Annotated in this window: 22 protein-coding genes; 18 read left to right on the top strand and 4 right to left on the bottom strand. The window is 46.0% G+C overall.

Going from position 1 to position 23,067, the window contains the following annotated elements:
- Nucleotides 1–6 precede the first annotated feature (6 nt).
- The 4 genes from R7E47_RS12240 to R7E47_RS12225 all read left to right on the top strand — a co-directional run bounded on the left by R7E47_RS12240 (nucleotide 7) and on the right by R7E47_RS12225 (nucleotide 6,928).
- The gene (locus R7E47_RS12240; protein ID WP_008844790.1) at nucleotides 7–1,131 is read left to right on the top strand and encodes a TrbC family F-type conjugative pilus assembly protein; all 1,125 of its coding nucleotides are present in this window, start codon (nucleotides 7–9) and stop codon (nucleotides 1,129–1,131) included.
- Nucleotides 1,115–2,143, top strand: coding sequence for a TraU family protein (locus R7E47_RS12235; protein ID WP_039995231.1), 1,029 nt, complete (start codon nucleotides 1,115–1,117; stop codon nucleotides 2,141–2,143). The genes R7E47_RS12240 and R7E47_RS12235 overlap by 17 nt, the downstream gene beginning before the upstream one ends.
- A 2-nt stretch (nucleotides 2,144–2,145) precedes the next feature.
- Nucleotides 2,146–5,838, top strand: a complete 3,693-nt coding sequence (traN, locus tag R7E47_RS12230; protein ID WP_140077945.1) for a conjugal transfer protein TraN — start codon at nucleotides 2,146–2,148, stop codon at nucleotides 5,836–5,838.
- 433 nt (nucleotides 5,839–6,271) lie between these two features.
- Nucleotides 6,272–6,928, top strand: a complete 657-nt coding sequence (locus R7E47_RS12225) for a quinolone resistance pentapeptide repeat protein QnrS2 (RefSeq protein ID WP_012537714.1) — start codon at nucleotides 6,272–6,274, stop codon at nucleotides 6,926–6,928.
- Between the two features lie 177 nt (nucleotides 6,929–7,105).
- On the opposite strand, the gene R7E47_RS12220 is transcribed toward R7E47_RS12225, so the two are convergent.
- A complete protein-coding gene (locus R7E47_RS12220) occupies nucleotides 7,106–7,708 on the bottom strand; it encodes a hypothetical protein (protein ID WP_140077944.1) in 603 nt (200 codons plus the stop codon).
- Nucleotides 7,709–8,077: 369 nt separating this feature from the next.
- Here R7E47_RS12220 and R7E47_RS12215 point away from each other — a divergent pair, with 369 nt between their 5' ends.
- The 14 genes from R7E47_RS12215 to R7E47_RS12150 all read left to right on the top strand — a co-directional run bounded on the left by R7E47_RS12215 (nucleotide 8,078) and on the right by R7E47_RS12150 (nucleotide 19,140).
- On the top strand, nucleotides 8,078–8,404 hold the full coding sequence (locus R7E47_RS12215; protein ID WP_140077943.1) for a plasmid-related protein: 327 nt from the start codon (nucleotides 8,078–8,080) through the stop codon (nucleotides 8,402–8,404).
- Nucleotides 8,405–8,419: 15 nt separating this feature from the next.
- Nucleotides 8,420–8,839 (top strand): single-stranded DNA-binding protein, encoded by a 420-nt coding sequence (locus R7E47_RS12210; protein ID WP_012368368.1) that lies wholly within the window; start codon nucleotides 8,420–8,422, stop codon nucleotides 8,837–8,839.
- A gap of 79 nt (nucleotides 8,840–8,918) precedes the next feature.
- Complete coding sequence (gene bet / locus R7E47_RS12205) at nucleotides 8,919–9,737, top strand: phage recombination protein Bet (protein WP_000414662.1); 819 nt, start codon at nucleotides 8,919–8,921, stop codon at nucleotides 9,735–9,737.
- An 81-nt stretch (nucleotides 9,738–9,818) separates the two neighbouring features.
- Nucleotides 9,819–9,962, top strand: coding sequence for a hypothetical protein (locus R7E47_RS12200; protein ID WP_000167276.1), 144 nt, complete (start codon nucleotides 9,819–9,821; stop codon nucleotides 9,960–9,962).
- A 60-nt stretch (nucleotides 9,963–10,022) separates the two neighbouring features.
- On the top strand, nucleotides 10,023–11,039 hold the full coding sequence (locus tag R7E47_RS12195; RefSeq protein ID WP_000862954.1) for a YqaJ viral recombinase family protein: 1,017 nt from the start codon (nucleotides 10,023–10,025) through the stop codon (nucleotides 11,037–11,039).
- A 209-nt stretch (nucleotides 11,040–11,248) separates the two neighbouring features.
- A complete protein-coding gene (locus tag R7E47_RS12190; protein ID WP_022614428.1) occupies nucleotides 11,249–12,208 on the top strand; it encodes an AAA family ATPase in 960 nt (319 codons plus the stop codon).
- Nucleotides 12,208–12,975, top strand: a complete 768-nt coding sequence (locus tag R7E47_RS12185; RefSeq protein WP_067206273.1) for a hypothetical protein — start codon at nucleotides 12,208–12,210, stop codon at nucleotides 12,973–12,975. The genes R7E47_RS12190 and R7E47_RS12185 overlap by 1 nt, the downstream gene beginning before the upstream one ends.
- 98 nt (nucleotides 12,976–13,073) lie before the next feature.
- The gene (locus R7E47_RS12180; protein ID WP_000027441.1) at nucleotides 13,074–14,027 is read left to right on the top strand and encodes a DUF3150 domain-containing protein; all 954 of its coding nucleotides are present in this window, start codon (nucleotides 13,074–13,076) and stop codon (nucleotides 14,025–14,027) included.
- Between the two features lie 61 nt (nucleotides 14,028–14,088).
- Nucleotides 14,089–14,529: a hypothetical protein gene (locus R7E47_RS12175; protein ID WP_111804987.1), complete on the top strand. Its 441-nt coding sequence runs from the start codon at nucleotides 14,089–14,091 to the stop codon at nucleotides 14,527–14,529.
- A gap of 69 nt (nucleotides 14,530–14,598) precedes the next feature.
- Nucleotides 14,599–16,254, top strand: a complete 1,656-nt coding sequence (locus R7E47_RS12170) for a VWA domain-containing protein (protein ID WP_067206266.1) — start codon at nucleotides 14,599–14,601, stop codon at nucleotides 16,252–16,254.
- A gap of 86 nt (nucleotides 16,255–16,340) precedes the next feature.
- Nucleotides 16,341–16,838 (top strand): RadC family protein, encoded by a 498-nt coding sequence (gene radC / locus R7E47_RS12165; protein WP_049195485.1) that lies wholly within the window; start codon nucleotides 16,341–16,343, stop codon nucleotides 16,836–16,838.
- The gene (locus R7E47_RS12160) at nucleotides 16,838–17,179 is read left to right on the top strand and encodes a hypothetical protein (RefSeq protein ID WP_001014428.1); all 342 of its coding nucleotides are present in this window, start codon (nucleotides 16,838–16,840) and stop codon (nucleotides 17,177–17,179) included. The genes radC and R7E47_RS12160 overlap by 1 nt, the downstream gene beginning before the upstream one ends.
- 90 nt (nucleotides 17,180–17,269) lie before the next feature.
- On the top strand, nucleotides 17,270–18,343 hold the full coding sequence (locus R7E47_RS12155; protein WP_001207587.1) for a primase-helicase zinc-binding domain-containing protein: 1,074 nt from the start codon (nucleotides 17,270–17,272) through the stop codon (nucleotides 18,341–18,343).
- Between the two features lie 89 nt (nucleotides 18,344–18,432).
- Entirely contained in the window at nucleotides 18,433–19,140 is a 708-nt protein-coding gene (locus R7E47_RS12150; RefSeq protein WP_181477985.1) for a hypothetical protein, read from the top strand.
- Nucleotides 19,141–19,242: 102 nt separating this feature from the next.
- Here R7E47_RS12150 and R7E47_RS12145 read toward each other — a convergent pair whose 3' ends face one another.
- The 3 genes from R7E47_RS12145 to R7E47_RS12135 are packed head-to-tail and all read right to left on the bottom strand — an operon-like array spanning nucleotide 19,243 to nucleotide 22,980.
- A complete protein-coding gene (locus R7E47_RS12145) occupies nucleotides 19,243–21,240 on the bottom strand; it encodes a hypothetical protein (RefSeq protein ID WP_024015932.1) in 1,998 nt (665 codons plus the stop codon).
- On the bottom strand, nucleotides 21,231–21,752 hold the full coding sequence (locus tag R7E47_RS12140) for a hypothetical protein (RefSeq protein ID WP_024015933.1): 522 nt from the start codon (nucleotides 21,750–21,752) through the stop codon (nucleotides 21,231–21,233). Before R7E47_RS12140 ends, R7E47_RS12145 begins: the two co-directional genes overlap by 10 nt.
- The gene (locus R7E47_RS12135; RefSeq protein ID WP_043960473.1) at nucleotides 21,745–22,980 is read right to left on the bottom strand and encodes a hypothetical protein; all 1,236 of its coding nucleotides are present in this window, start codon (nucleotides 22,978–22,980) and stop codon (nucleotides 21,745–21,747) included. The genes R7E47_RS12140 and R7E47_RS12135 overlap by 8 nt, the downstream gene beginning before the upstream one ends.
- Nucleotides 22,981–23,067 lie beyond the last annotated feature (87 nt).

The following is a 23,067-nucleotide window of genomic DNA, read 5'->3' as shown; positions in this document are numbered from 1 at the left end:
TGGATGATGAGAAGACTATGCCTCTTATTTTTGTTGGTTGCTCCATTGGCTTGGGTGCAAGTGTCCTGGGCACAAGAGCCTTATCCGTTGTCTGACGAGGACAAAAAGATCGTCGAAATGAGCCGCAGCATTTTACAAAGTGCTGTGGATGGTGCATCTGAATTTATAGAGCCTTTTGCACCGGTTGAACAACCTGCGTCGCTCAAACACAGCGATGAATGGTTGATATTTGCGTCGTCCTCACTGGGAGATTCGTCACTGAAGCAGCTTTTCAAAGAGGCCAGTGCTACCGGCGCTATTGTGTTGTTTCGGGGAATTCCTGAAGGAAAGACCTTGGGGGCAGCTATCCGTGATTGGCATACCCTGATGACGGGGCTTGATCCTGTTCCTCAGGTTCGAATCGATCCGAAAGCCTTTGTGCACTGGCGGGTGACTAGCGTGCCTGCCATTTTTCGCATAGACGATGACAAGGTGACTGCAAGTGCACTAGGGGTTTACAGCAAGGACTGGTTGCAACGCCAAATTGAAACCGGCAATACCGGTTCATTGGGTCAACGCGGTCCGATTCATTCGATTTTAGAACCGGATTTGATGCAAGTGGCGATGCAGCGATTACAGTCGATTGACCTGGGCGCATTAAAGAAAAAAGCCATTGAGCGTTTCTGGTCTCGCCAAACATTCACTGACTTACCCAAAGCCACGCAGTATCGGATAAGAACGGTTGATCCAACCATCGTCATGCAGCGGCCACTATTGGATGCCAATGGCCGAACATTGATCCCAGCAGGAACGCGTATTAACCCGCTCAAAGCCTTGCCATTTACTCAGCAGCTCGTGGTGTTTAATGCGTCGAACGCTGAAGAAGTGGACGCAGTAGCGCATTGGCTTGAGACGCAAGATAGGACGCTGCGCCGCATTACGCTTATCACCACGCAGCTCGACCGTGCCCAAGGCTGGAATCGCCTCAATGCGCTCGAAAAGACATTGGATAGTCCGGTTTACCTTCTCAATGCCTCGCTAAAGCAGCGCTTTGATCTGCAAGTCACCCCATCGTTTGTTCAAGCAAAGGGGCTCGCGTTTGAAATAGAAGAAATTCCAGCAAAGGAGCTTGTTCATGAAAAAGCTCAATAATACGTATCGTCTGATGCGGACTCTCGTTGTCATGTTTGTCCTAAGCGCCTCTATTCCTGCAAAAGCCGAATTGACTTGCCCAGACGCGGGGTTATTGTCCGGCAAGTTGCTGACGGATGTTTGCTGGTCATGCATTTTTCCTATCCGGGTTGCCGGTCTTCCTCTTGGCTCTGGCAATGTCCCAAGCGGCGCATCAAATAAGTCATTTTGCTTATGTGAAGACAACTTAGGCGTGCCAAGGCCAGGTATTGTTACCAGTATGTGGGAGCCAGCGCGTTTGATTGAACTGGTCAGAACGCCAGGTTGTTCGCCTTCACTGGGAGGGATTCGCTTACCGTTAGGTGATAGGCGATTGCAAGGTGGTCATGGTGAAGGTGAATACGATACCGGTGATCTTGCTTTCTACCATTACCATTATTACGCCTTTCCGCTTTTGGTCATGCTCGATTTGTTCATGGATGGCAATTGCAATGCCGATGGTTACATGGATTTTGACTTGATGTATTTGTCGGAATTGGACCCAACATGGCTGAACGATGAACTGGCCTTTTTTACTCAGCCTGAAGCTGCTGCTGTTGCTAATCCATTGGCTATCTCTGCTTGTACCGCTGACGCTGCTTCATCAACGCTTGGTAAACCCATCGACCAGTTGTTTTGGTGTGCTGGCAGTTGGGGCCATTTATATCCCTTATCTGGCCACACTTTAGCCTTTGGCTCATTAGCAGAAAACACCAGCCATTTAGCGGCGCGTGCAATCGCGGCTCAACACAGACGTGGTCTTGCTAGACGAACAATGGGGAACAGTGCGCTATGCCGACCTGTTATCGAACCCATGCTACCGAAATCCCAATACAAGATGAGTATGTTCTTTCCTGTACCAGAAACTGAAAGTGCTCATGTTATCGGTGAAAGCACCATGAAATGGGGAGAGTGGCGAACGATCCCCGGTGCCGGTGAAGATGCGCTCTACATTTTGTGGCGCTGGCAAGACTGCTGTAACTCGGGAGGTTAACCATGAAACCAACACTTTTTACCCGAGTGTTAGCGGGTATTTTATCAATCACTATGGCGTGCCTGCCCTTACATGGTGTGGCCGCTGATGTGCAGCGTCAATCCGGCCTAAGCGGACAACAGGAAGGTAAGCAATTGCTGCAAAACTGGACGATGCCCGCACTCAATGGCAATACATTGTCGGTGCCGAATGGCAGTGGTAATGAGACGATTAACTTGCAAGAGCTTTTCCCTGGTATGGATCAGGGCTCATTGGATGTCTTAATGGGCGTTTATGGCTCTGATGCCAGTATGAATCAATTGGGGACGCAGCGCCAAGAGAGCATGGCATCCGAAAGTGGCGCTACGGGTGAAGCATTTCGTTCGCTACAGCAAATCAAAGACAGGTCGCGGCCAGATATGGTCAATGATCCGCTTTGGGCATTAACCGATGCGGTTCAAACTGACCCCAATCTATTAACACAAAGCTTCCCAGGCTGTGAGTCTCAAGGTGAAGGTAGCCCAAATTACCAGCAATGCGACAGGCTCAATACAGCGGTTAACAGCTGCACTATTACTCACGATTACACGGCAGGCATTATTGAGCATGTTTCAGGACCTATGAACCTTCGCTCTTGTGGTGAGGGATGTCTTGAAGTTTGGATTGGACGAATAGGCGACAACTACTGGAGTGGCCGTTGTAAAGTATTTGAACAGGCCATCACACTCAAAGTCGTGAACCCCGATGCGATTACCTCAGCCGTTCTTGAGTACGCCAAATGGGATGACTACATGCAGGTGTGGCTTGGCGATCAGAAAGTCTGGTCTGGGCCGAACAATAACTTTCCACCAGAAACGGCAGGTCGCTGCGAGCTTAGTACCAGTTGGGAACGCAATCCTAATACTGACCTCACCGCCAAGCTAAAAGCGTTAGAGCCCGGTTTAGAAGTGCCAGTCAAAATTCGCGTATCGGTAACGGGTAGTGGTGAGGGCTATGCACGCATCAAGGTGCGCTTTGATCCAACCAAGGTGGTGATGAATGATAGTTGGTCACCGCAATCCTGTATTGAACAAGCAGCGGATATCCCGACGAAGTTTTCAGACTACAGCATTCAATGCACGGATCAGCCTTCTTCAACCAACGGATGTACGGTGGTCAATGGTGTTTCAGTTTGTGAATCCTACTTTGCCCCAAGCCCTGTGACTGGCATATCGCCTTTGTGTCGGCGTGTTCAAGTCAGTGTGGATGACGAAAGCTATAAGGGGATTGAAAATCAGGCTTGCCAAGTGCTTGAAGCGAATCCTTCCTGTGGCTTCATGTCGTCAGAATGTGCCGAGACCAATGATAAAGGTGAATGCACTCGTTTTACCGATACCTATGACTGTGGATTGCAAACCAGCGATCCAAAGTGTGTGGTATCCAACCTTATGCCAAGTAGTTTTGAGGCCTGTGAGCCTACTCAGACGATTACGCCATTTACTGAAACCAAGCATGTACCGGATTATCAGGTGTGCGAGAAGATCAGCACGCTTACTCAGTGTCAGTTAGAGCGACGTGTATCCGCTGAAACCCATCAACAAAGCTGGTTCATTGAGCGCGGTTGCTTTAGCTCCGAAACGCTCAGCTTTGTTCCACAGCACAGCAGTACCATGCAAACTGGAAACGCGACGCTGAGGATTTTTGATAATCAAAATACTGAGATAAAAATCACCGAGTCGCCATCCAAGGTAAATGGTTGGAAAACGACACTCTCACTGACGGGCAATGAGGAAACGGTGACTGAGACGAAACCGTCCATTAAGTACCCTGAAATGACCTGTCCAAAAGGAACCTTGGTTGGCTCATTCTGTAAAGTCGTCAATGGGTCTATTATTTCGTGGAATGAACCCCGCGAAGTCACTCGCTCCAGATGTGAATCCGGCTGGAACAAAGTCGATTTCGATACTTGCAGCCGAGAAGTTCAGAAGTGTTTGGCTCCTGCGAAACTGAGCGCTTCATTGACCTTCTCTGGCAAGTACTTAGAACAGGAGGTTGTTCATCAATCAAGTGATCCAGGCATAGACCAATGCTTGATGCAAACGGATCAGTTTACTGCGGTGCAGTGGCAGTGTTTGGATACGGGCACAAAACGAATCGACGGGTTAACGGTTGGTAGTGGCGAGTTGGCAAAGCTTGGAAGCCTTTATCCGGCTGTTGTTTCGTCTCCTGCTCATTTAACGAGTCGTGGCAGCTCTGATGGATTAGGGCTCTCATGCTGGAGGGCAAGAGCAACCTACAATGCTTCGACTGCTCATCCAGAGTTCAATATGGGCAGCTCAGATAGCTGGGTAGATGCCAATGGTAATACTCAAACCATCGTCAATAACGGACAAAACACGACCACCAATACGTGTTCCGCGCTGGAGCAAAACCCGGCCTGCCAGTATGTCAGAACCGAATGCACTGAAGGCGGGGCTGGTCATGAAGGCTTCTGTTATATCCAAAGTTTGGTGTATGACTGCGGACAAAGCGTTGAAGTGCAAAATGCACGAATGGAAACTCAATACAACTGTGAGGGGCCAGTTCGCTGTATGGGCACAGATTGTTTAGAGCCAGAGTCAATCAAGCAGGCTAACTTTGCAGAGGCCGCTGCGATGCTTAATGCGGCGCAGTTTATGACCAATGATATGTCATGTACGGGAGCTGATGGCCAAGATAACGTCGAGTGTACGGTCTTTAAAGGTAATGCTGGCCAGTGCAAAAAAGCCGTTGGTGGCATAGTGGATTGCTGTGAAAAGCCAAGTGGCGTGTCGTTATCAGATTACATCACGATGATAGTGGCGGTTAACAAACTTGATACGGCAGTCATGGCCATGAATCCGTCTTCGGCAATCTATGGTTCCTGGAATACGCTCAGGGAGCCAATCACGAGCACCTGGAGTGCGGTTAAAGAGCCCTTTGTGTCTGCATGGGACTCTCTTATGGGGGCTGGGCCATCAACGGCTGCTGGCGCGGGAGCGGAGCAAGCTGCGACTGGCTTCATGCAGGTGTTGACCAACAAAACGGCTGAATGGGTAGGTACGACCTTTGGTTCGGGGGCGCAATCGGCACTGTTTAGTAACGTTGGTGGCGCGGTTGGAGCCGATGGTGTCGTTTCGGGTGGTAACTTTGCGCTGGGTGGCGCAGCTGGCGCGGTTCTGAGTACGGTTATGACGGCCTACATGATTTATTCAGTCACCATGATCCTCATTCAGCTTATCTGGAAATGTGAGCAGAGTGAGTTTGAAATGAACGCCAAGCGAGTATTGAAGAGTTGCCACTACGTGGGCTCTTACTGCAAGTCTAAGTTCTTAGGTGCCTGTGTTGAAAAACGGCAGTCATATTGCTGCTTTACTTCGCCGCTTTCACGGATCATTCAAGAGCAAGTGCGTCCACAATTGGGCCTTGGTTGGGGAAGTGCGAAGTCACCAAACTGTGAAGGTTTGACCGCGAGTCAGTTAAACCAGGTCGATTGGAGCCAAGTCAATCTCGATGAATGGATTGGAATCTTATCGATAACAGGCAACCTACCAGAAATACCGTCACTGGATTTGGAAAGACTCACTGGCTCAGGAAGTACGCTAAACGTTGATGGAAATCGTCAGAGTGCCGCAGACAGAGCCATTGACCGGCTAAACGGAATGGATGCCCAGAAACTGCGTCAGGAGGCGACGGAAGAAATTTCGGGGAATAATTGAGCATGTCCTTCTAAAATAGCTGCGCCAATAATGTTCCATTTTGGTTACTTTAATGTGTTTTTCCGCTTTAAAGTAACCATTTTTGCACTTTGTGATCACAGATAGAACATATTTCAGCTAACGCGCTTTTGCCCCATTCCTTCTTAGACCTTGTATCTACTTCAAATTGCAGGCTTCCGTTTAAGGTTACTTTACCTAATGGCGGACATCAGTAATCTATTGGGTTCCTTTTCTCTGTGGCTTTTTAAGCGGATAACTTTTTTCAATGGTGCCGCGTACTTTGAACGTTAACATAGAGGCTCAGGGCGCTATTTTACCCCCTTAAAATAGGCAAAATGAGGGTTTTTAAGATCTTGATTTTTAGTGTTTTTATTTTGGTGATGTGATGTGGCTTTGATGGTAGTGTTGCGTCCAGTTCATCATAGGAGTCAACATGGAAACCTACCGTCACACATATCGACACCACAGTTTTTCACATCAAGATCTAAGTGATATTACTTTCACTGCTTGCACCTTTATCCGATGCGATTTTCGACGTGCTAACTTGCGTGATGCGACATTTATTAACTGCAAGTTCATTGAACAGGGTGATATCGAAGGTTGCCATTTTGATGTCGCAGACCTTCGCGATGCAAGTTTCCAACAATGCCAGCTTGCGATGGCAAACTTTAGTAACGCCAATTGCTACGGTATTGAGTTACGTGAGTGTGATTTAAAAGGGGCCAACTTTTCCCGAGCAAACTTTGCCAATCAAGTGAGTAATCGTATGTACTTTTGCTCAGCCTTTATTACTGGATGTAACCTGTCTTATGCCAATATGGAGCGGGTCTGTTTAGAAAAATGTGAGCTGTTTGAAAATCGCTGGATAGGGACTCACCTCGCGGGCGCATCACTGAAAGAGTCAGACTTAAGTCGAGGTGTTTTTTCTGAAGATGTCTGGGGACAGTTTAGCCTACAGGGTGCTAATTTATGTCACGCCGAACTCGACGGTTTAGATCCTCGAAAAGTCGATACATCAGGTATCAAAATTGCCAGCTGGCAACAAGAACAGCTTCTCGAAGCGTTGGGTATTGTTGTTTTTCCTGACTAGATGCTTACGAATACCTGCTGATAAACTATACACAACATTAATACATTTTCTAATTCAAATCACCAGAGCTAGATCAATACTTCTAGCTCATTCTTGTCCAAAACTGTGTTTCAAAATCCACAACACTAAATTTCAATAGCCCCTTCGAGAGGGGCTGTGTGATGGGAGCCTAGCTGGCTAGTTGGCGGGGGTATCTGTTTCCTCTTCAGTGATATCGTCATCGGTTGAAGGCGCCGCTTGTTCAACCTCTGCTTCTTTACCCTTCGCTTGGGCTGATTTTCGAGCTCGAATTTCGATATCAATAATGCGCCTAGCCAGTTTGATAATGCGCTGTTGCCATGCGTAGTTGCCATCAATACGTTGTTTGTTGCTAAGCACGCTAGATAACCAAAGTGTGTCCATTGAGATCATCAACGCATCGAGTTTGCGAACTAAGCCGACAAACTGGCCAACCTGGGGCGAGCTGATTTTTGCGTTGAAGGTAATCGGGTCGGTGTAGTCAGGTACTTCATCGATGCCGTTGGACTCCATCAATTTGTCCAAACGAGATTGTTCGTTGTCTACCGCCTTAGCGCAATCCTCGATCAACTGACTAATGATCTGTTCCACTTCATCAATTTCGTTCTCATCGCCAATGATGCGCAGGATGACATCGATTCCGTAAAGCGCACTGACCGTCCGTCTAAAAACACGGTCAACGACACGTTGCGCCTGTAAGCTATTAATTGTGAATGATTGTTCAAAGATGGGTTTTGAGTAATTGGGTTTTGCTTGGGCCATAAGTTTTTGCTCCTGATATGACAATAATCAGTCCCTAGCCTAATCCTCTGTGCGGTAATGGCCTTTCAGCTAGGTGGAAGAATTGAGCATCTTTCTAACTATCCTGTCTGGATAAGACGGTTACACTGACTATCAAATATTGCTGATCTGTTTCAGTGATATCTGCGCCTGAGAGCATGAGCTCAAAGGAAGCCCGCCGCTGAGTATTCTCAGTGGTACTAAGAGGTAGCTAGCCTCCTTAAACAAATAGCCTGCATGTTTTTACATGCTCAACCATGCGTTCCTAATGGTTCGCCTTTTCACCACCCAACTGGGGGAGTTTTCCCCAGTTGGGGGTGACTCCTTCACAACCTAATTAAGGAGTCACCCATGGAATATATCTTCGGATTTATTATCCAAGTCGCAGGCATTATGTTGCTTGCAAAACTGAGCTGGTCGCTTTTGCGATTGCTTGCTCGTCAAAGCGTGCGCCCGTTTCGATTTGTATTTATTCAAATCAAACGGTTGCTCACACCAACACCAAAACGTCGTCCAATGGCAGTGCCTAAAGCTCCTGGTATGCCCCGTTTGACATCTGCGTTTTACAAAGAGCCACATCAGTACGACATGGCTTTACTCGAAATACCAACCTATCTGCGTCGTCAGTCTTCTTTGCCCAGCCAGGTAGAAGCAACTGTGTGCACAGAGTTCAACTAAGACGAGGAGAACATCATGAAAAACCAAGTAACACTCATAGGCTACGTTGGCTCTGAGCCAGAGACGCGAGCCTATCCATCAGGTGATTTAGTGACCAGCATTTCGCTGGCCACTTCTGAGAAATGGCGCGACCGTCAATCCAATGAGCTCAAAGAGCATACGGAATGGCATCGGGTCGTTTTTCGAGATCGTGGTGGATTTAAGTTAGGGCTAAGAGCAAAAGATTTGATCCAAAAAGGAGCGAAGCTTTTTGTTCAAGGGCCTCAGCGCACGCGCTCATGGGAGAAAGATGGCATTAAGCATCGATTGACCGAAGTGGACGCGGACGAGTTTCTGCTTCTTGATAGTGTGAACAAAGCATCTGAGCCATCACCGGCGGATGATGCGAGCTCCCAAGCTAATTGGGCACAAACTTATCCTGAACCAGATTTTTAACCGAGCGATAACGCTTTAACCCAGCCGGGAGTACTTTCCCGTCAGGGGCAGACTCCCACTTTGATTGTCGGAGTCCATAATGGAAAAACCAAAGCTAATCCAACGCTTTGCTGAGCGCTTTAGTGTCGATCCAAACAAGTTGTTCGATACCCTAAAAGCAACAGCATTCAAGCAACGTGACGGTAGTGCACCGACCAATGAGCAGATGATGGCGCTCTTGGTGGTCGCAGATCAGTACGGCTTGAACCCTTTCACCAAAGAGATTTTTGCGTTCCCTGATAAACAAGCTGGAATTATTCCAGTGGTAGGTGTCGATGGATGGTCTCGTATCATCAATCAACACGACCAGTTTGATGGCATGGAGTTCAAGACTTCAGAAAACAAAGTCTCCCTGGATGGCGCGAAAGAATGCCCGGAATGGATGGAATGCATCATCTACCGGCGCGACCGTTCGCACCCAGTCAAAATCACTGAGTATCTGGATGAAGTCTATCGACCGCCTTTTGAAGGTAACGGCAAAAATGGCCCTTACCGGGTAGATGGTCCATGGCAGACGCACACTAAGCGAATGCTAAGACATAAATCCATGATCCAGTGTTCCCGCATTGCGTTTGGCTTTGTGGGAATTTTCGATCAAGACGAAGCGGAGCGAATTATCGAAGGCCAAGCAACACACGTTGTTGAGCCATCGGTGATTCCACCCGAGCAAGTTGATGATCGAACCCGAGGGCTTGTTTACAAGCTTATCGAGCGGGCGGAAGCTTCAAACGCTTGGAATAGTGCATTGGAATATGCCAATGAACATTTTCAAGGTGTTGAACTGACGTTTGCGAAACAAGAAATATTTAATGCACAGCAACAAGCAGCCAAAGCGCTCACACAGCCTTTAGCTTCTTAGAGCCACGCATTCATTTTACTAACCCTGGCGGGATTATTCTCCCGTCAGGGGGAAGGTCTCGTCTTTTTTTGGAGATCTTCCATGACTAAATCAGCCTCACTTTTTCGCTTGGTATTGGTTGTTGCCCTTGTCGTAGGTTCGATTCAAGCCGGTAAAACGGCAATTGATTCGCTTCAAGCAAGTGTTGTTCAGCACCAAACAGCGTTAGCACAAGCTGCAAAGTAACCACTTAACCCTGAAGGGGAGTTCTCTCCTTCGGGGGAGTCTCCCTTCAAAGGAGGCAATATGAAGGTTATCGACCTATCACAACGTACTCCTGCATGGCACCAGTGGCGCATTGCAGGGGTTACGGCATCTGAAGCCCCAATTATTATGGGGCGTTCACCCTACAAAACACCTTGGCGATTATGGGCAGAAAAAACTGGATTCGTATTACCGGAAGACCTGTCGAATAATCCAAATGTGCTTCGCGGTATACGGTTGGAGCCTCAAGCAAGGCGAGCATTTGAAAATGCGCATAATGACTTTCTTCTGCCGTTATGTGCAGAAGCCGATCATAACGCAATCTTTCGAGCCAGCTTTGATGGCATCAACGATGCGGGCGAGCCCGTTGAACTGAAATGTCCTTGCCAGTCAGTTTTTGAGGATGTGCAAGCTCATCGAGAACAAAGCGAGGCGTACCAGTTGTATTGGGTGCAAGTACAGCATCAAATACTGGTCGCCAATAGCACGCGTGGTTGGTTGGTATTCTATTTTGAGGATCAACTGATTGAGTTTGAAATACAACGAGACGCGGCGTTCTTAACTGAATTGCAAGAAACAGCGCTTCAGTTTTGGGAGTTAGTACAGACCAAAAAAGAACCGTCAAAATGCCCTGAGCAAGATTGTTTTGTTCCTAAGGGTGAAGCCCAATACCGTTGGACATCGCTGTCTCGACAGTATTGCTCAGCACATGCCGAAGTGGTCCGACTGGAAAATCACATTAAATCTTTGAAAGAGGAAATGCGAGACGCCCAGTCAAAATTGGTCGCCATGATGGGTAACTACGCTCATGCCGACTATGCTGGGGTCAAACTCAGCCGCTACATGATGGCGGGCACGGTGGACTATAAGCAATTGGCCACCGATAAGTTAGGCGAGCTGGATGAACAGGTTTTAGCCGCTTACCGAAAAGCGCCACAAGAGCGGTTGCGCATTAGCACCAATAAGCCAGAGCAGCCCGTTGAAACACCAATCAAAATCAGCCTTGAGCAAGAGAACTTGGTTCTGCCAGGTGACTCGCCGAGCTCATTTTATTTTTAACGTTCACTTGGAGCCGATTTCGGCTCCTTTCTAATGCGCTCATATGGAGTGCATCAGAAAGCAGTTTCACTCGTAGCCAATGCTGGGTACGAATGATAGAGCGAGCTGAACTCTTACATACACAGCCATACCACAATCAACATACCACCCGACGGGGACTTCATTCCCTGCTGGGGCATGGAGCCTCGTCAAAACTGATGAGGTTTACCATGACTGAACAATCCCCATTTTTGGTTCAAGTGAATCAAGCGTTTAATGTCCCGGCTCCTGATGCTTTCGTTCTGGAAGGATTTAGTGCCGACACTACCCATCCAAACATTCCCGTTCGCAAGGACGAGTATGTTTTTAGAAAAGAAGACTTACGTGACGTATTGGCGTTCTTGTCTAACCCAGACGGTGACGGTTTGTATATTACAGGCCCCACGGGATGCGGTAAGACCTCGCTAATTTGCCAAGTTGCTTCTCGATTGAATTGGCCTGTTCAGCAAATTACTGCGCACGGTCGATTGGAGTTGTCCGATCTTATCGGTCACCACACACTGGTTAATGGCAACATGACCTTTGTGTATGGGCCGCTGGCACTGGCTGTCAAGCATGGCCATTTGCTGATCATTAATGAAATGGATCTTGCTGAGCCTGCTGAACTGGCTGGGCTCAATGACATTTTGGAAGGTGCCCCGTTGGTCATCGCACAAAATGGCGGTGAGATCATCATGCCACATGCCAAGTTTCGTTTTATCGCTACCGGCAACAGTGCGGGCAGCGGTGACCAAACGGGCTTGTATCAAGGTGTGCTCCAACAGAATTTGGCTTTTCTTGATCGCTTTAGAATCATCGAAGCGACCTATGCAGAGCCTTCTGTAGAGGAAGCCATTCTGGAGAACGTTGCGCCGGGCTTGCCAGAAGTCTTTCGCCAGAAAATGGTGAAAGTGGCTGGTGACATTCGTCGTCTCTTTATTGGGGGCGCGGATGGCGGTGCTGAGCTTAGTATCACCATGTCCACTAGGACCTTGGTGCGCTGGGCAAAGTTAACACTTGCTTTCAAAGGTGCTCCTAACGCAGTGGAGTATGCACTGGTTCGGTCTTTGACGGCTCGTGCTGAGTTGGAGCAACGTGAAGCTATTCACCGTATTGCCGCTGATGTCTTCGGTGACCACTGGGAGGATTGATGATGGAAAAGTGCTTTGCTCTTTACCGTTACAGTCATTCTGATGGGACAGCCAAAGAATGGGCCATTTACGTTGGATCAGACACCCAGGAGATTGAAGTTCGGTTTGGAAAAGCTGGTCAAATGTCGCAGCAGCGATTGATTGACTCGACTGATCCTAACGCTGAAGCAGACCGACGAATCAATGAGAAAATCAACAAGGGTTATCGATTTGTTGGACAAGTCGGCATTGATCATCAAGGGCGGCCATTTGAACTCTCAAATGCGCTAGATAGCGTCGCGTGCGCCAATAACGTCAGTTGGGAGTTTCGTACTCGCAAGGACGTCAATGGCCAAATCTCGCTGGCTCAAAAAGCGTTGTTCGATATGGCAAAGCTGCTTGAAGCCTATGGCTTGGCTGTTATTGATGATAACCAGGTCAGGATTGGAAAATGGTCATTAGGGTTTTGCAAAAGCGGATTACCTAGTACCAATCAAATCAGCATGGTGTCAGGTGAAGGCGCTGGCATTGTTAACACTGATGATGGCCCGTGGCCATTGTTGCTGTTACTGGCCTTTAAGCGTCAATTACCACCATTGTGTTCGCTCACAGTAGCGAGTCCTGAAGGGATAGAAGTATCCGACCAACTGAAGTTGGAAAAAGATGTATTGCGGTTGCTAGGCAGTGATTTAGAGCGGGTTCGCCCGATTGCTGAAGCACTGGACTTAATGCCTGCGAAAATCGATCTCAACCAATCGTCGCCTGATTCGCAAAATTACTATTTCTGATAGTGGTATTGCCATTAGCGCGTCAACTACTACCACCCAAACGGGGGCCATTGCTCCTGTTTGGAGTGGTGCGTCCCCATCTCGCATGAGGATGCACTATGAGTATTCAAACCCTCGACAAACTTTTGATTTGTCACATCGACTGTTCCATCTGGAGCGGTAGAAAAAAACTAAGGCCTGAAGATTTCAGATTAGCCAATGGCAGCCAACTTCCACCGAAGGATGTTGCCAGCTTAGGGAGTAAAAAAATTTGCGACCCAGAGGCATTGGCGAACTTTGAACGGCTTAAAAAAGAAGCGCAGCGCTTGTGTGAGCAAGTCGGTGTGCGGTTTTTAGGTGGCTATGCCGTCCCTGAAGACCGAATTGATCAGATTGTTCCAGAGCTTGACCGGATCGGTCAGGAGTTTGCGCAGTGTAAGCAGTTGTTCTTGGACAACTATGATCAGGTGACGTTTGACTGGGTTGCGAAACACCCGGAATTTGCAGATGCAATCCGGCGTGCGCTGTCACCCATCGAAGACGTGGAACAACGGCTTCAGTTCGATTATGCCATCTATCGAATGCAACCGGCTGAACAAGCTGGAGGCTTAGATGACAAGGTCAATGGTATGGGACACACCCTCTTTAGGGAGGTGGCTCGTGATGCCAATGAACTGTTTGAGCGTTCCGTTGCAGGCAAGAATCAAATCAGTCAGCGAGCCCTTAATCCGCTCAAGCGATTAAGAGACAAGTTGGATGGTTTGTCCTTCCTGGATCATCGAGTTCAGCCGATGGTTGAAGCGATGGACAATTTATTTGTTCGTCTGCCGAAGACCGGCCCTGTGACAGACAATCTCTATCACGAACTGATGGCGACCATTTTAATTTTGTCTGATCCAGACAAGATGAGAATGCACGGTGAAGGTCAATTGGATATCAGACAACTGATGCCCAAACCTGAACCTAAACCCGCACAGCCAGTATCTGCTCAGGCAGATAACTTACGTGCAATACCACAACCAACCGTCAGACCAAACCTTGGTTCGACTGTACCAAACTCATTTTATTTCTAACGTCCTTGAGGGCATGTTGCCCTTAAGGGCGCATGTCCTCTGAACTATGTAAGAGGAAATTATGCAATCAACCATCCATAACCCCAGCCAACTGAACCAGTTTGAACCGCATTTTCGTGGTGTGACTGATGCGGTTGAAAGTGAATCGATACCAGAAGTGGCGTGTTGTCGAACGTTAGTACAACGGTCGTACTCAACACATAGTGTCTTGATCCCCAAGAACCCTGTTTTGATCGCAGATGCGGACGCACAAGGAGTTTGGGTAACGGCCATGGTATTTGTTCCAAACATGGCATTGCAGCAAACCGCTTTTGAGCGGGCCTGGCTGCAATATCAGCACGAGGTGTCTACTCAGTTACAAGACCAGTACGGTCTGACATTGGATGACATCCTGAGTTTAGACCAGCTTAAAACGTCATTTGAGCAGCACGAGAGTCCAGCTCAATTGGTGGCTTGGTTAGGTCAAAAATATGACCTGGATAAGCTAAAAGCACAGGTTTAAACACTTACATTCCCAGCGGGGAAACGCTCCCGCTGAGGGAGTATTCCCCCTAATGATTAGGAGACTCCCATGAATCATCCATTAAAAAACGCACTGCCAATCGTTGCCGCCGCTTATGGCGAAAAGTTTGGTGTGAAGGTGCTTATTCAAGGACAAGATGCGTTTACCGATGGTGAGCGGATTGTGATCCCAACAGCAAACCCAGACGACCCACACTATCAACAGATAGCTTGGGGTTATCTGGCTCATGAAGCGGCGCATATTCGGCATACCAATTTTGACATGGTGAAGAAGGCGTCGTCTAAGCCGATCCGTAAGGCACTTCTCAATATTATTGAGGATGTGCGCATTGAAAACGAATTGGCAAAGGATTACCCCGGAACCCGGCGCAGTATTTCGCAAGTGATTGAGTACATGGTGGACACACAGCAAATGTGTGTACCTGAACAGCCTGAGCCTGCATCTAACTTGCAAGCCTGGTTGTTGTTTCGCTTGAGATGCCATTTTCTGGGCCAGAAAGCACTGACGCCTTTGTATCAAGCTGTTGATGAAAGGGTGAGACAACTCTTTCCTGCCGCAGCGATGAGCCGGTTAAGCGCCATGCTGACAGCAGTGCCTAGCCTGGCATCTACAGGTGAAGTGCTGAAACTTGTCGATGCCATCGTTGCCATGTTGGAAGAAGAATCTCGTCCACCACAGGATGAGTCGGATGCTGATAACGGTGATGACATTGGACAAGATGCGAGTAATGACAGCAATAGCAGTAGTGACAGTCAAACCCCGGAAACAGGTTCGTCTGCAACGGGGGATGCTGCTGAAACGGGAGATTCTGATAACTCTGATCAAGCTGACAATTTGCGACAAGCCTTAGAGGCCAGTGCCGCTCAGTTTGAATCCGATACCTTTGCACAAGTGGCAGAAGTGTTGTCGGAACAAGCTGAAGGACATCAGGGTGTCACTCCACTCAGTTTGCCCCAAGCAGAGCAGGCTATGTTGGGTGATGAGGCCATCTTGACCTTATCGGCGTCTGAGTCCGCTCAAATTCGAGCCCGACTTAGGGGCATGGTTCAGTCCAGTCAGGACAATCGGAATCATGCCAAAAGGCACGGTCTTCGAGTTGCAACCCATCGTCTTGCCGCTTCACAAGCCGGTGAGTCGAGATTGTTTATTCAAAGGCAACCTCGCATTGCGCCTAATGCTGCTGTGCACTTGCTGGTCGATATATCGGGTTCAATGGGTAAACCCATTGGCGAAGGTAATCGAAAGTACTTTCATGTTGCCAATGAAGCCGCTTTGGCTTTGGCCATGGCACTGGAAGGCATACCGGGTGTTGTACCTGCGGTCAGTTATTTTCCTGGTATTCATCAGGAAGTTTCTATCGCGTTATTGCCCAAGCAATCGGTTCGACATCGGGCCGCCTGTTTTGACCAAAAACCACGAGGTTGTACGCCTATGGCACAAGCGATGTGGTTTGCGGCAAACAGTTTGTTAGCGCAAAAACAGAAGCGAAAGCTAATGATAGTGCTAACCGATGGTGACCCAGATGATTGGGCTGCCACGCATGACATTGTTGACCGGTGCAGACGCAGTGGCTTTGAGCTGCTGGGGATCGGGATTCAAACACGCAGTGTTGAGAAATTCTTTCCTCAAAGCATCGTGATTAACGACGTCAAAGATCTGAAGCGTGAGTTATTCGAAGTAACACAACAACTGTTAATTCAGTAACCACATCAACTTTACCACCCTGCGGGGACGATTCCGTCCCCTTCAGGGCATGGGTTCGTCTCCGCTTTTTTTTTGGGGAGACTCCTATGAAAAACAAAAAGTTCTTAGCTGGCGAAGAAGCCGGTACTTATATCGTTCCTGAGCAAGTGACTGAAGCGGATATCTTAGATATGGCGCTCAAGCTTGCCCGTGGTCGATTGAGTAAAGGTCGAAAAATTGAACAGCCATCGTCGGCGTTCTCATACCTGCAAACACTGATGCACGAGTATGAGCACGAAGTCTTTGGCGTGCTGTTTCTTGATACAAAGCATCGTGTCATTCGATTTGAAGAGCTGTTCAAAGGCACTTTAGATGCGGCGAGCGTGTATCCAAGGGAAGTAACAAAACGAGCGCTAGAACTTAATGCGGCAGCAGTGATACTGGTTCATAACCATCCATCGGGTGATCCTGAACCCAGTGAAGCTGATAAACGCATCACTCATCGACTCCGTGACGCCTTGTCACTTGTTGATATTCGAACGCTTGACCATGTCGTGGTCGCATACGAGGGCTGCGTTTCGCTTGCCGAACGCGGTTATCTGTAATGAATGGGCGTATTGCCCATTCTCCTACATCACAAAAGCAGTCCCATCAGCACACATCATCACAGCTCGAATTTCTATTTGAGTTTGATGATGCCCCAGTCACTTGGTCTGACACGGAAATCTGGCAGTTACGCGAAGGCATTCTTTTGGATGCGATCCGTGTATTGCTGGACGGTCGTGTCAGTACTCGGTTGCGCAAGGATGTGTTGTCGTGGATTCAAAATGACGAAATAGCGCCATTTTGCTTTCGTGTTTGCGCAATGGCTGCCGTTGTCGATCCTGATGTGCTTCGTGAGTCCATCATGTGGCTATTAAGACGACATGGTATCCAGCTTGACTAACGCTCCTGTATTAACCGAACGGCTAATGCTGGACCTAAGCTGACTTTTACCACCTGGGGTAGGAGTCGGCATTTTATTTAAGGAGGTTATATGGCGTTACCTTTACAAATTGACACAGTAAGGCCATATCTCAATGGCCAATGGCTTCAAGTCTTGGCGGCATTGGTGCCAGAACTTGATGCCGCCATTGCTCGAAAGGGCCGTCATGTGGCTTGTCCTGTTCATGGCGGTCGTGATGGCTTTAGGCTATTCAAAGATGCTGAATATACCGGAGGTGGCGTTTGTAACACCTGCGGTATCTTTCATGATGGTTTTGAACTGTTGTCTTGGATTAATGGATGGAACTTTGCTCAGTCTATTGAAGCAATTGGCCAGGTTCTTGGTATTCAACCCGGACAAATACAAGCGCCTATTCGGCCAATACCGAGTAACGCAGTTGATTGGAAGGCTAGAAAGCAGGACGAGGACAAAGCGATTATCCATCGCTTGAATCAAACCTGGGGAGAAACGTTTTCTCTTGCAGATACTCGTGCGCAACCAGTTTGGAACTACATGCATCGTCGTGGCATTGTTACCCGGCTTCGTCCTGAATGGGATTCGGTGCTGAGGTATCATCCAAACTTGCCTTACCATGATGAAGATGGCTTGTTTATCGATAGCTACCCAGCGCTGCTAGGTAAAATCGTTACTCAGCAAGGGCGTTCGGCCACGTTTCATCGGATCTACCTAAGTGAAGATGGATTCAAAGCGCCGGTTGAAAAGCCTAAAAAGATGATGCCGATACCAAGTGACAGAACAATCACTGGTGGTGCCATTCCGATAGGTGAGCCTGGTGAGGTATTAGGTGTTTCTGAAGGCATCGAAACAGCTTTAGCGGTTACCAGAGCTACGGGACAGACATGTTGGTCGGTTGTGAATGCAACGCTACTGGCTAGGTTTGAACCACCAAGTAATGTGAAAATGCTGTACATCTGGGCAGATCACGATCTCTCTGAGACCGGCCTGAATGCAGCGAATGAACTCAAGAAAAAAGCCTGGCAAAAAGGCATTCTGACACAAGTTCTGATCCCTCCGATACCAACGTCACTTGGCGTGAAAAGTTGGGATTGGAATGATGTGCTGAATGTTTACGGAGCCATGGGCTTTCCGAAAGTTCATATCTGATCTAAGGGGCTTCGGCCCCTTTTTTTGCGCCTTGCATATTTGAAAAATCATGGAGAATGAAAAATAGATAACCAATAGGAGAAACAAACATGATGGTATTAACCCTGTTAACAAAGCAGATTGATGGTGAGTTTACGGTTTACTGGAAGACCGGCCTTCGAAGAGGTGGTGAACTAAAGGTCGATTTAGGTGAGCAATACGACAAGCTAACTGAGCAGCAAAAGCCAATTGCAGCTGAGCTCTATGCGATTCATCACCTACTGTCAGTGAAAGAGGTGATGGGGAGTAACCGAAGCGGTAATGGGCTTCAAATCCGGGTCAGTAAAGGAGCTATCAAAAAGTTACAGAAACAACGCTCAACTCAGCATTCACTTTACAGCCTGACTAGGTTTTTGCTCACTCGATACCAGGAAGCACAGATATCGGTAGAGAAACGGGAAGATTGGCTCTCATATTCCTTCGAAGAATACAGCGTCGATAATGCTACCGTGAGAGAAATCGATGAGGTCATCAACGTTCCGAACATTGGACCTGTCGTGGTGACTCGTCATGCACTGGAACGGTTTGTGGAACGGCTTTCAGACGGTGCTCCTAAGCATCCTTGGAAGGCTTTGTGCACAAAGCTGCTATGCTCTGGGCTAACTAAAGCCCAGTTACCAGAAAGCGTCGCTATCCAAAAAACAAAAAAATATGCACAAGAGGCCGAGTTCTGGCAGCATGTTGGTAGCAAAATGAACTTTGTTATGGTTCCGGGTGACTCAATTAAAACGTTGGTTACGGTTTTTGCAGTAAATTGAGTTAATGTAGTATTCAAAATTTCTGAATATTACTTACGTGCCGATAGCAGAACTTCAGTAACTAATCATACTAACTAGTTGAATCTAAATTGCTTGACGTTATTACTTAGAAAGGCTCTTCTTCTTCAAGAGCATATGTTCCTTCTGCTTATCGGGCATAAAGAGTACACGATTGTCCTTTAATGACTCGGGATACTTGTTTAAACCTGTCGAAATGATAACTTGAAAGTCAGCTCCATAATTTTTCAATTCTTCCAACTGACGAATACAGTTAATCAGATACTCTAATTCGATTCCGGCAGTTTCAGGTGTGTCAATAAGTAAAAAGCGCGGGAATGTCACTGATTCATCAGACAAAGCTAAATGCATGAGAGTGATAAAGTACATCATTCGAATTGAAACAAGTGAACTTGTTTCTCGATAGAGACCATCATTAATTGAAGGCAAATAGTTATCAAGCGCAATCTTTGCCGATCTGCAATCAGGCAAAGTATTTTTCATCAGCTCATCATACTTTTTACTAAACGCATTTACCTTCGAAGTTACATCCTGTTGAGCTTTAATCTCAAGCCCTTTCCTCTTTAACTCAGCGTCTTTTGCTTTAGAGCTAACCAGATCAAAATCTTTTTGGATACGTTCCAGCTTTGATTCAATCTCCAACAATCGATTCAAATTCGCAACATCTTCTCTAAGCTGCAATATTTTATCGTCAATATCATTTAGGCTTTCAATGTCAACAATTTCATCGACCCGCCCAAGCATTTCTTGTAGCTTTTCACGGAAAGTCACCGACTTTTTCTCTATCAACTCAATTTCTTTTTTAATCTCTTGAACTTCAGAGTCACAATCATCATATGCGGTTTTAATTGTTGACAGTGCCTTAAGTTTCGTTTTCAGAATATCTTTATACTCTTTTGATGTGTAGAAAAACCTCTCATATTGTTCTTCTTCTATCGAAGCGCCACAAACACAATGCCCTTCCACACGATCCACGTGACTTAAGCAGTATGGACAAGTATCAGATGTAAAAAGGTTTAGATGATCGTGTGAAAAAATAACTTTTTCAATGCGTCTAATTTCTGAAGCAGATTCATTTCTAACTACGTTTAATTTGTACCGTTCATCAAGAGCTGAAACCAGATTTTCTTTTAATCGGCTTAATCTAAGTTCACAATCAATTAATTCTGATTTGCACGACTCAATATCTTGATTAATTGTATTTGATCCAGTTCGATTTCGCTTGAATGCCTGTCTGGCATCATGCAACTTGTCAATTTGCTGCTCTTTATCAGAGATTTCTTTCTGTAAAAAACTGACATTTTTAGCCCCGCCATTTTTTCGCATTTTGTCGGCTAAAAGCGTGTACTCATTCACAACCGCTTTAGCCAAGCTTTTCTCTCTCGACAGCTTCTTTTCCTCGACAATAGAGTCGTAGTAATCAGAATAGGCTTTACCAACTAAGAGTTCAAAAATAGCTTTTCGAACCAACTCAGAATCAGAAACATACGTTGAATTAGTATCTGGCTTTTTATAAATACCCTCTGGGTTCGGCTGTTGATCGTGATAAATCAGCCGCATCAAGTCTGATATATTAATTTTAAATGTATTATATCCATGAAAAAGCTCGACCACAGATATTTCCAATTTCTCGAGAATCCAGTCAGAAAAAACGTATGAATCTTTGCTTCTGTTTACGGGATATATTTCAGTCTTATCTTCCGAAAGAGAAAATCTTACCTTCTCTTTAATTAAAGTATTTTTATCTTCTGAATATATCTTCTCAACCACCCGCTCATAGGGGATTACTGTTACTTCATTATCTCCAAAGTAGCGCCTTAGTAAATAACTGCCATCATTGATTGAGATATAAAGATCAACATAGTTATCACTATCAGAAGTTATTTCATCGTGGCGCTTATCATTATTTCTTCGAAATATTGGAACCTCTCCACCCAATGCAAAATAAATCAAATTACAGAAGGTGCTTTTCCCTGTTCCATTATCGCCCTCAATTAGGATGATATTTTCGTCGAACTCTTTAGACTCGAAAAAATACTTGCTTCCTTCATAAATAAGCTTATTAACTCGCATCAGACCCATGTTCGAACTCCATTTTCAACATAAATTTTACCTAACATGGTATCCAGAGTTAGCGATGCCAACCGTCCCACTTTCTTTGATATATTTATTATATTCTTAGATTCCGACTCGAAAACATTGCTGTTCAAAAAGTCATTGGGAAGGTTATCCTTAGTCAAAGTAACATCAATTTCTTGTGCTTTACCTCGATTCAAAGTCACATAGCCTCTCTTCTCAAGAACAAACAACAACTTAAGAATTTCACTTCTTCTAGTTAATCCATTCGAATAGCTGTCAAGTAAACACTCATAATCTTTCGGGTTCAGTTTTTCTCCTGAAGAATGAGAAACCACATAGACTGTTTTATCATTACTGATAATGTCAGTTAAAAAAGCCAACTTCCTGTAGTCTCTAAAAAATTTCCCATCACGACAACCTAAAGAATCCAAAATAACAAGAACGGAATAGCAATAAAGATAGAAATCTTCACCGCTTAAGTACATTAGCCTTTTCTTTGTACTTACATCACTCATCACTACACTCATCAAAAGCTAAAAAACACCCATCAAATAAATTCCAAATAATTCCTTCTATTGTTTTATCATTAGAAATCGTATATTTGTAATCGGTCTTTAACTTAGAAATATCTTCTACTGCTTTTGATAAGAGCGTTTGAAGAACAGCATCCAAGTCGTTGCCGCTTTCAGGGGCTACATATCCATCATCTGAAAAATATTCTTCACAAGCTTCAAAAACACGATACTTCAAAGACAAAAAAGACTTGTCTGCTTCACGCTCTTCATACTTAGAGCCACTTGCTTTTCTAGCTAACAGTCTAATTCGACGATCTGAAATATCCTCAATTACTGAAAGTACTTTTTCCTTCAGATTTCGCTTGTCGGTCACATCCTTTTCAAGCTCGGCGATATAGCGCCAAGTAGGGTCTATACTCTCGTCTGGAATTTGAGACTCTGCTTCTTTAAAAATCAGTTTTACATCTGAACTATGAACCAACTTATCGACTAAGTTTTTACTATTTTGCTTTTCACTCAGCTTATCCATTAACAAACAAAATATTATTTTTTCTTTGCCTATATGCGCATTGTTGTGAAGTGGTGAATTTTCAATATCCGTTAAAACTGTCTGCTTGAGTGCATCCTCATCTTCCTGACCGAAATGCCATAAAATTTTCCTCAAAAACTCTTTAAACATATCAGCATTTAGACCCCGAAGCGTTTCTAAGTTTCCTGACTTAGGCTTTTCTTTATATTGGGAAGCGTACTCTTCAACAAGAATTTCTTTTACTAAATTAATTGTATCGTCTGAAACATCATCAAACGATTGAAGAATTTCTAAAATTGGTTTTTCTGGTAGAGCTATTTCTTTACCGCTATTGAGCTTGGATTTTCTTTCCTTACCGACATCCCTCGTCGTGTAAAAGCCCAAATATACGCTGTTGCTGGTGCGAAATTGATCTACATAGATGTCATAAAAACTGACCAACGTATTTATAACCGGAGGACTAAAAATTGTGAAATTGCCATTCAAGTCATAATTCTTGTCTTCTTCGAAGTAATTACTGACTTCTCCATCTACAATAGTCTGATGGGAAACATCTTCGAGATTTTCCACCGCAGTAAAAAATACAGTACTTCTATCCTGCTGAATCGTTTGCAGCATGAGCTTAATCGCCCTTATGAGCTGTAATCTAAAGCCTTTGCCAGAGTCTCCAGCTTCCCTATTGATAGTCTCTACTGCCATAAAAAAGTGTCATCTTGATTTAATCTGGCCAATGTACACGATCACTCTTTAAAAGTTAACCCACAGCTATATTTCCTCTGCAAAGTT

It is taken from the genome of Vibrio sp. Vb1026 (assembly GCF_033338745.1).
GTDB classification, from domain to species: Bacteria; Pseudomonadota; Gammaproteobacteria; order Enterobacterales; family Vibrionaceae; genus Vibrio; species Vibrio alginolyticus.
The sequence above is the reverse complement of the archived record's forward strand: the minus strand, read 5'-3'. Positions and strand labels throughout refer to the sequence as shown.

What these genes read in the sequence shown, in the direction of transcription:
- bet (WP_000414662.1), top strand. Translation starts at nt 8,919, where the DNA reads ATGGAAAAACCAAAGCTAATCCAACGCTTTGCTGAGCGCTTTAGTGTC.
- R7E47_RS12215 (WP_140077943.1), top strand. Translation starts at nt 8,078, where the DNA reads ATGGAATATATCTTCGGATTTATTATCCAAGTCGCAGGCATTATGTTG.
- R7E47_RS12240 (WP_008844790.1), top strand. Translation starts at nt 7, where the DNA reads ATGAGAAGACTATGCCTCTTATTTTTGTTGGTTGCTCCATTGGCTTGG.
- R7E47_RS12150 (WP_181477985.1), top strand. Translation starts at nt 18,433, where the DNA reads ATGATGGTATTAACCCTGTTAACAAAGCAGATTGATGGTGAGTTTACG.
- traN (WP_140077945.1), top strand. Translation starts at nt 2,146, where the DNA reads ATGAAACCAACACTTTTTACCCGAGTGTTAGCGGGTATTTTATCAATC.
- radC (WP_049195485.1), top strand. Translation starts at nt 16,341, where the DNA reads ATGAAAAACAAAAAGTTCTTAGCTGGCGAAGAAGCCGGTACTTATATC.
- R7E47_RS12185 (WP_067206273.1), top strand. Translation starts at nt 12,208, where the DNA reads ATGATGGAAAAGTGCTTTGCTCTTTACCGTTACAGTCATTCTGATGGG.
- R7E47_RS12200 (WP_000167276.1), top strand. Translation starts at nt 9,819, where the DNA reads ATGACTAAATCAGCCTCACTTTTTCGCTTGGTATTGGTTGTTGCCCTT.
- R7E47_RS12160 (WP_001014428.1), top strand. Translation starts at nt 16,838, where the DNA reads ATGAATGGGCGTATTGCCCATTCTCCTACATCACAAAAGCAGTCCCAT.
- R7E47_RS12225 (WP_012537714.1), top strand. Translation starts at nt 6,272, where the DNA reads ATGGAAACCTACCGTCACACATATCGACACCACAGTTTTTCACATCAA.
- R7E47_RS12175 (WP_111804987.1), top strand. Translation starts at nt 14,089, where the DNA reads ATGCAATCAACCATCCATAACCCCAGCCAACTGAACCAGTTTGAACCG.
- R7E47_RS12170 (WP_067206266.1), top strand. Translation starts at nt 14,599, where the DNA reads ATGAATCATCCATTAAAAAACGCACTGCCAATCGTTGCCGCCGCTTAT.
- R7E47_RS12195 (WP_000862954.1), top strand. Translation starts at nt 10,023, where the DNA reads ATGAAGGTTATCGACCTATCACAACGTACTCCTGCATGGCACCAGTGG.
- R7E47_RS12220 (WP_140077944.1), bottom strand. Translation starts at nt 7,708, where the DNA reads ATGGCCCAAGCAAAACCCAATTACTCAAAACCCATCTTTGAACAATCA.
- R7E47_RS12140 (WP_024015933.1), bottom strand. Translation starts at nt 21,752, where the DNA reads ATGAGTGATGTAAGTACAAAGAAAAGGCTAATGTACTTAAGCGGTGAA.
- R7E47_RS12190 (WP_022614428.1), top strand. Translation starts at nt 11,249, where the DNA reads ATGACTGAACAATCCCCATTTTTGGTTCAAGTGAATCAAGCGTTTAAT.
- R7E47_RS12180 (WP_000027441.1), top strand. Translation starts at nt 13,074, where the DNA reads ATGAGTATTCAAACCCTCGACAAACTTTTGATTTGTCACATCGACTGT.
- R7E47_RS12145 (WP_024015932.1), bottom strand. Translation starts at nt 21,240, where the DNA reads ATGGGTCTGATGCGAGTTAATAAGCTTATTTATGAAGGAAGCAAGTAT.
- R7E47_RS12210 (WP_012368368.1), top strand. Translation starts at nt 8,420, where the DNA reads ATGAAAAACCAAGTAACACTCATAGGCTACGTTGGCTCTGAGCCAGAG.
- R7E47_RS12235 (WP_039995231.1), top strand. Translation starts at nt 1,115, where the DNA reads ATGAAAAAGCTCAATAATACGTATCGTCTGATGCGGACTCTCGTTGTC.
- R7E47_RS12135 (WP_043960473.1), bottom strand. Translation starts at nt 22,980, where the DNA reads ATGGCAGTAGAGACTATCAATAGGGAAGCTGGAGACTCTGGCAAAGGC.
- R7E47_RS12155 (WP_001207587.1), top strand. Translation starts at nt 17,270, where the DNA reads ATGGCGTTACCTTTACAAATTGACACAGTAAGGCCATATCTCAATGGC.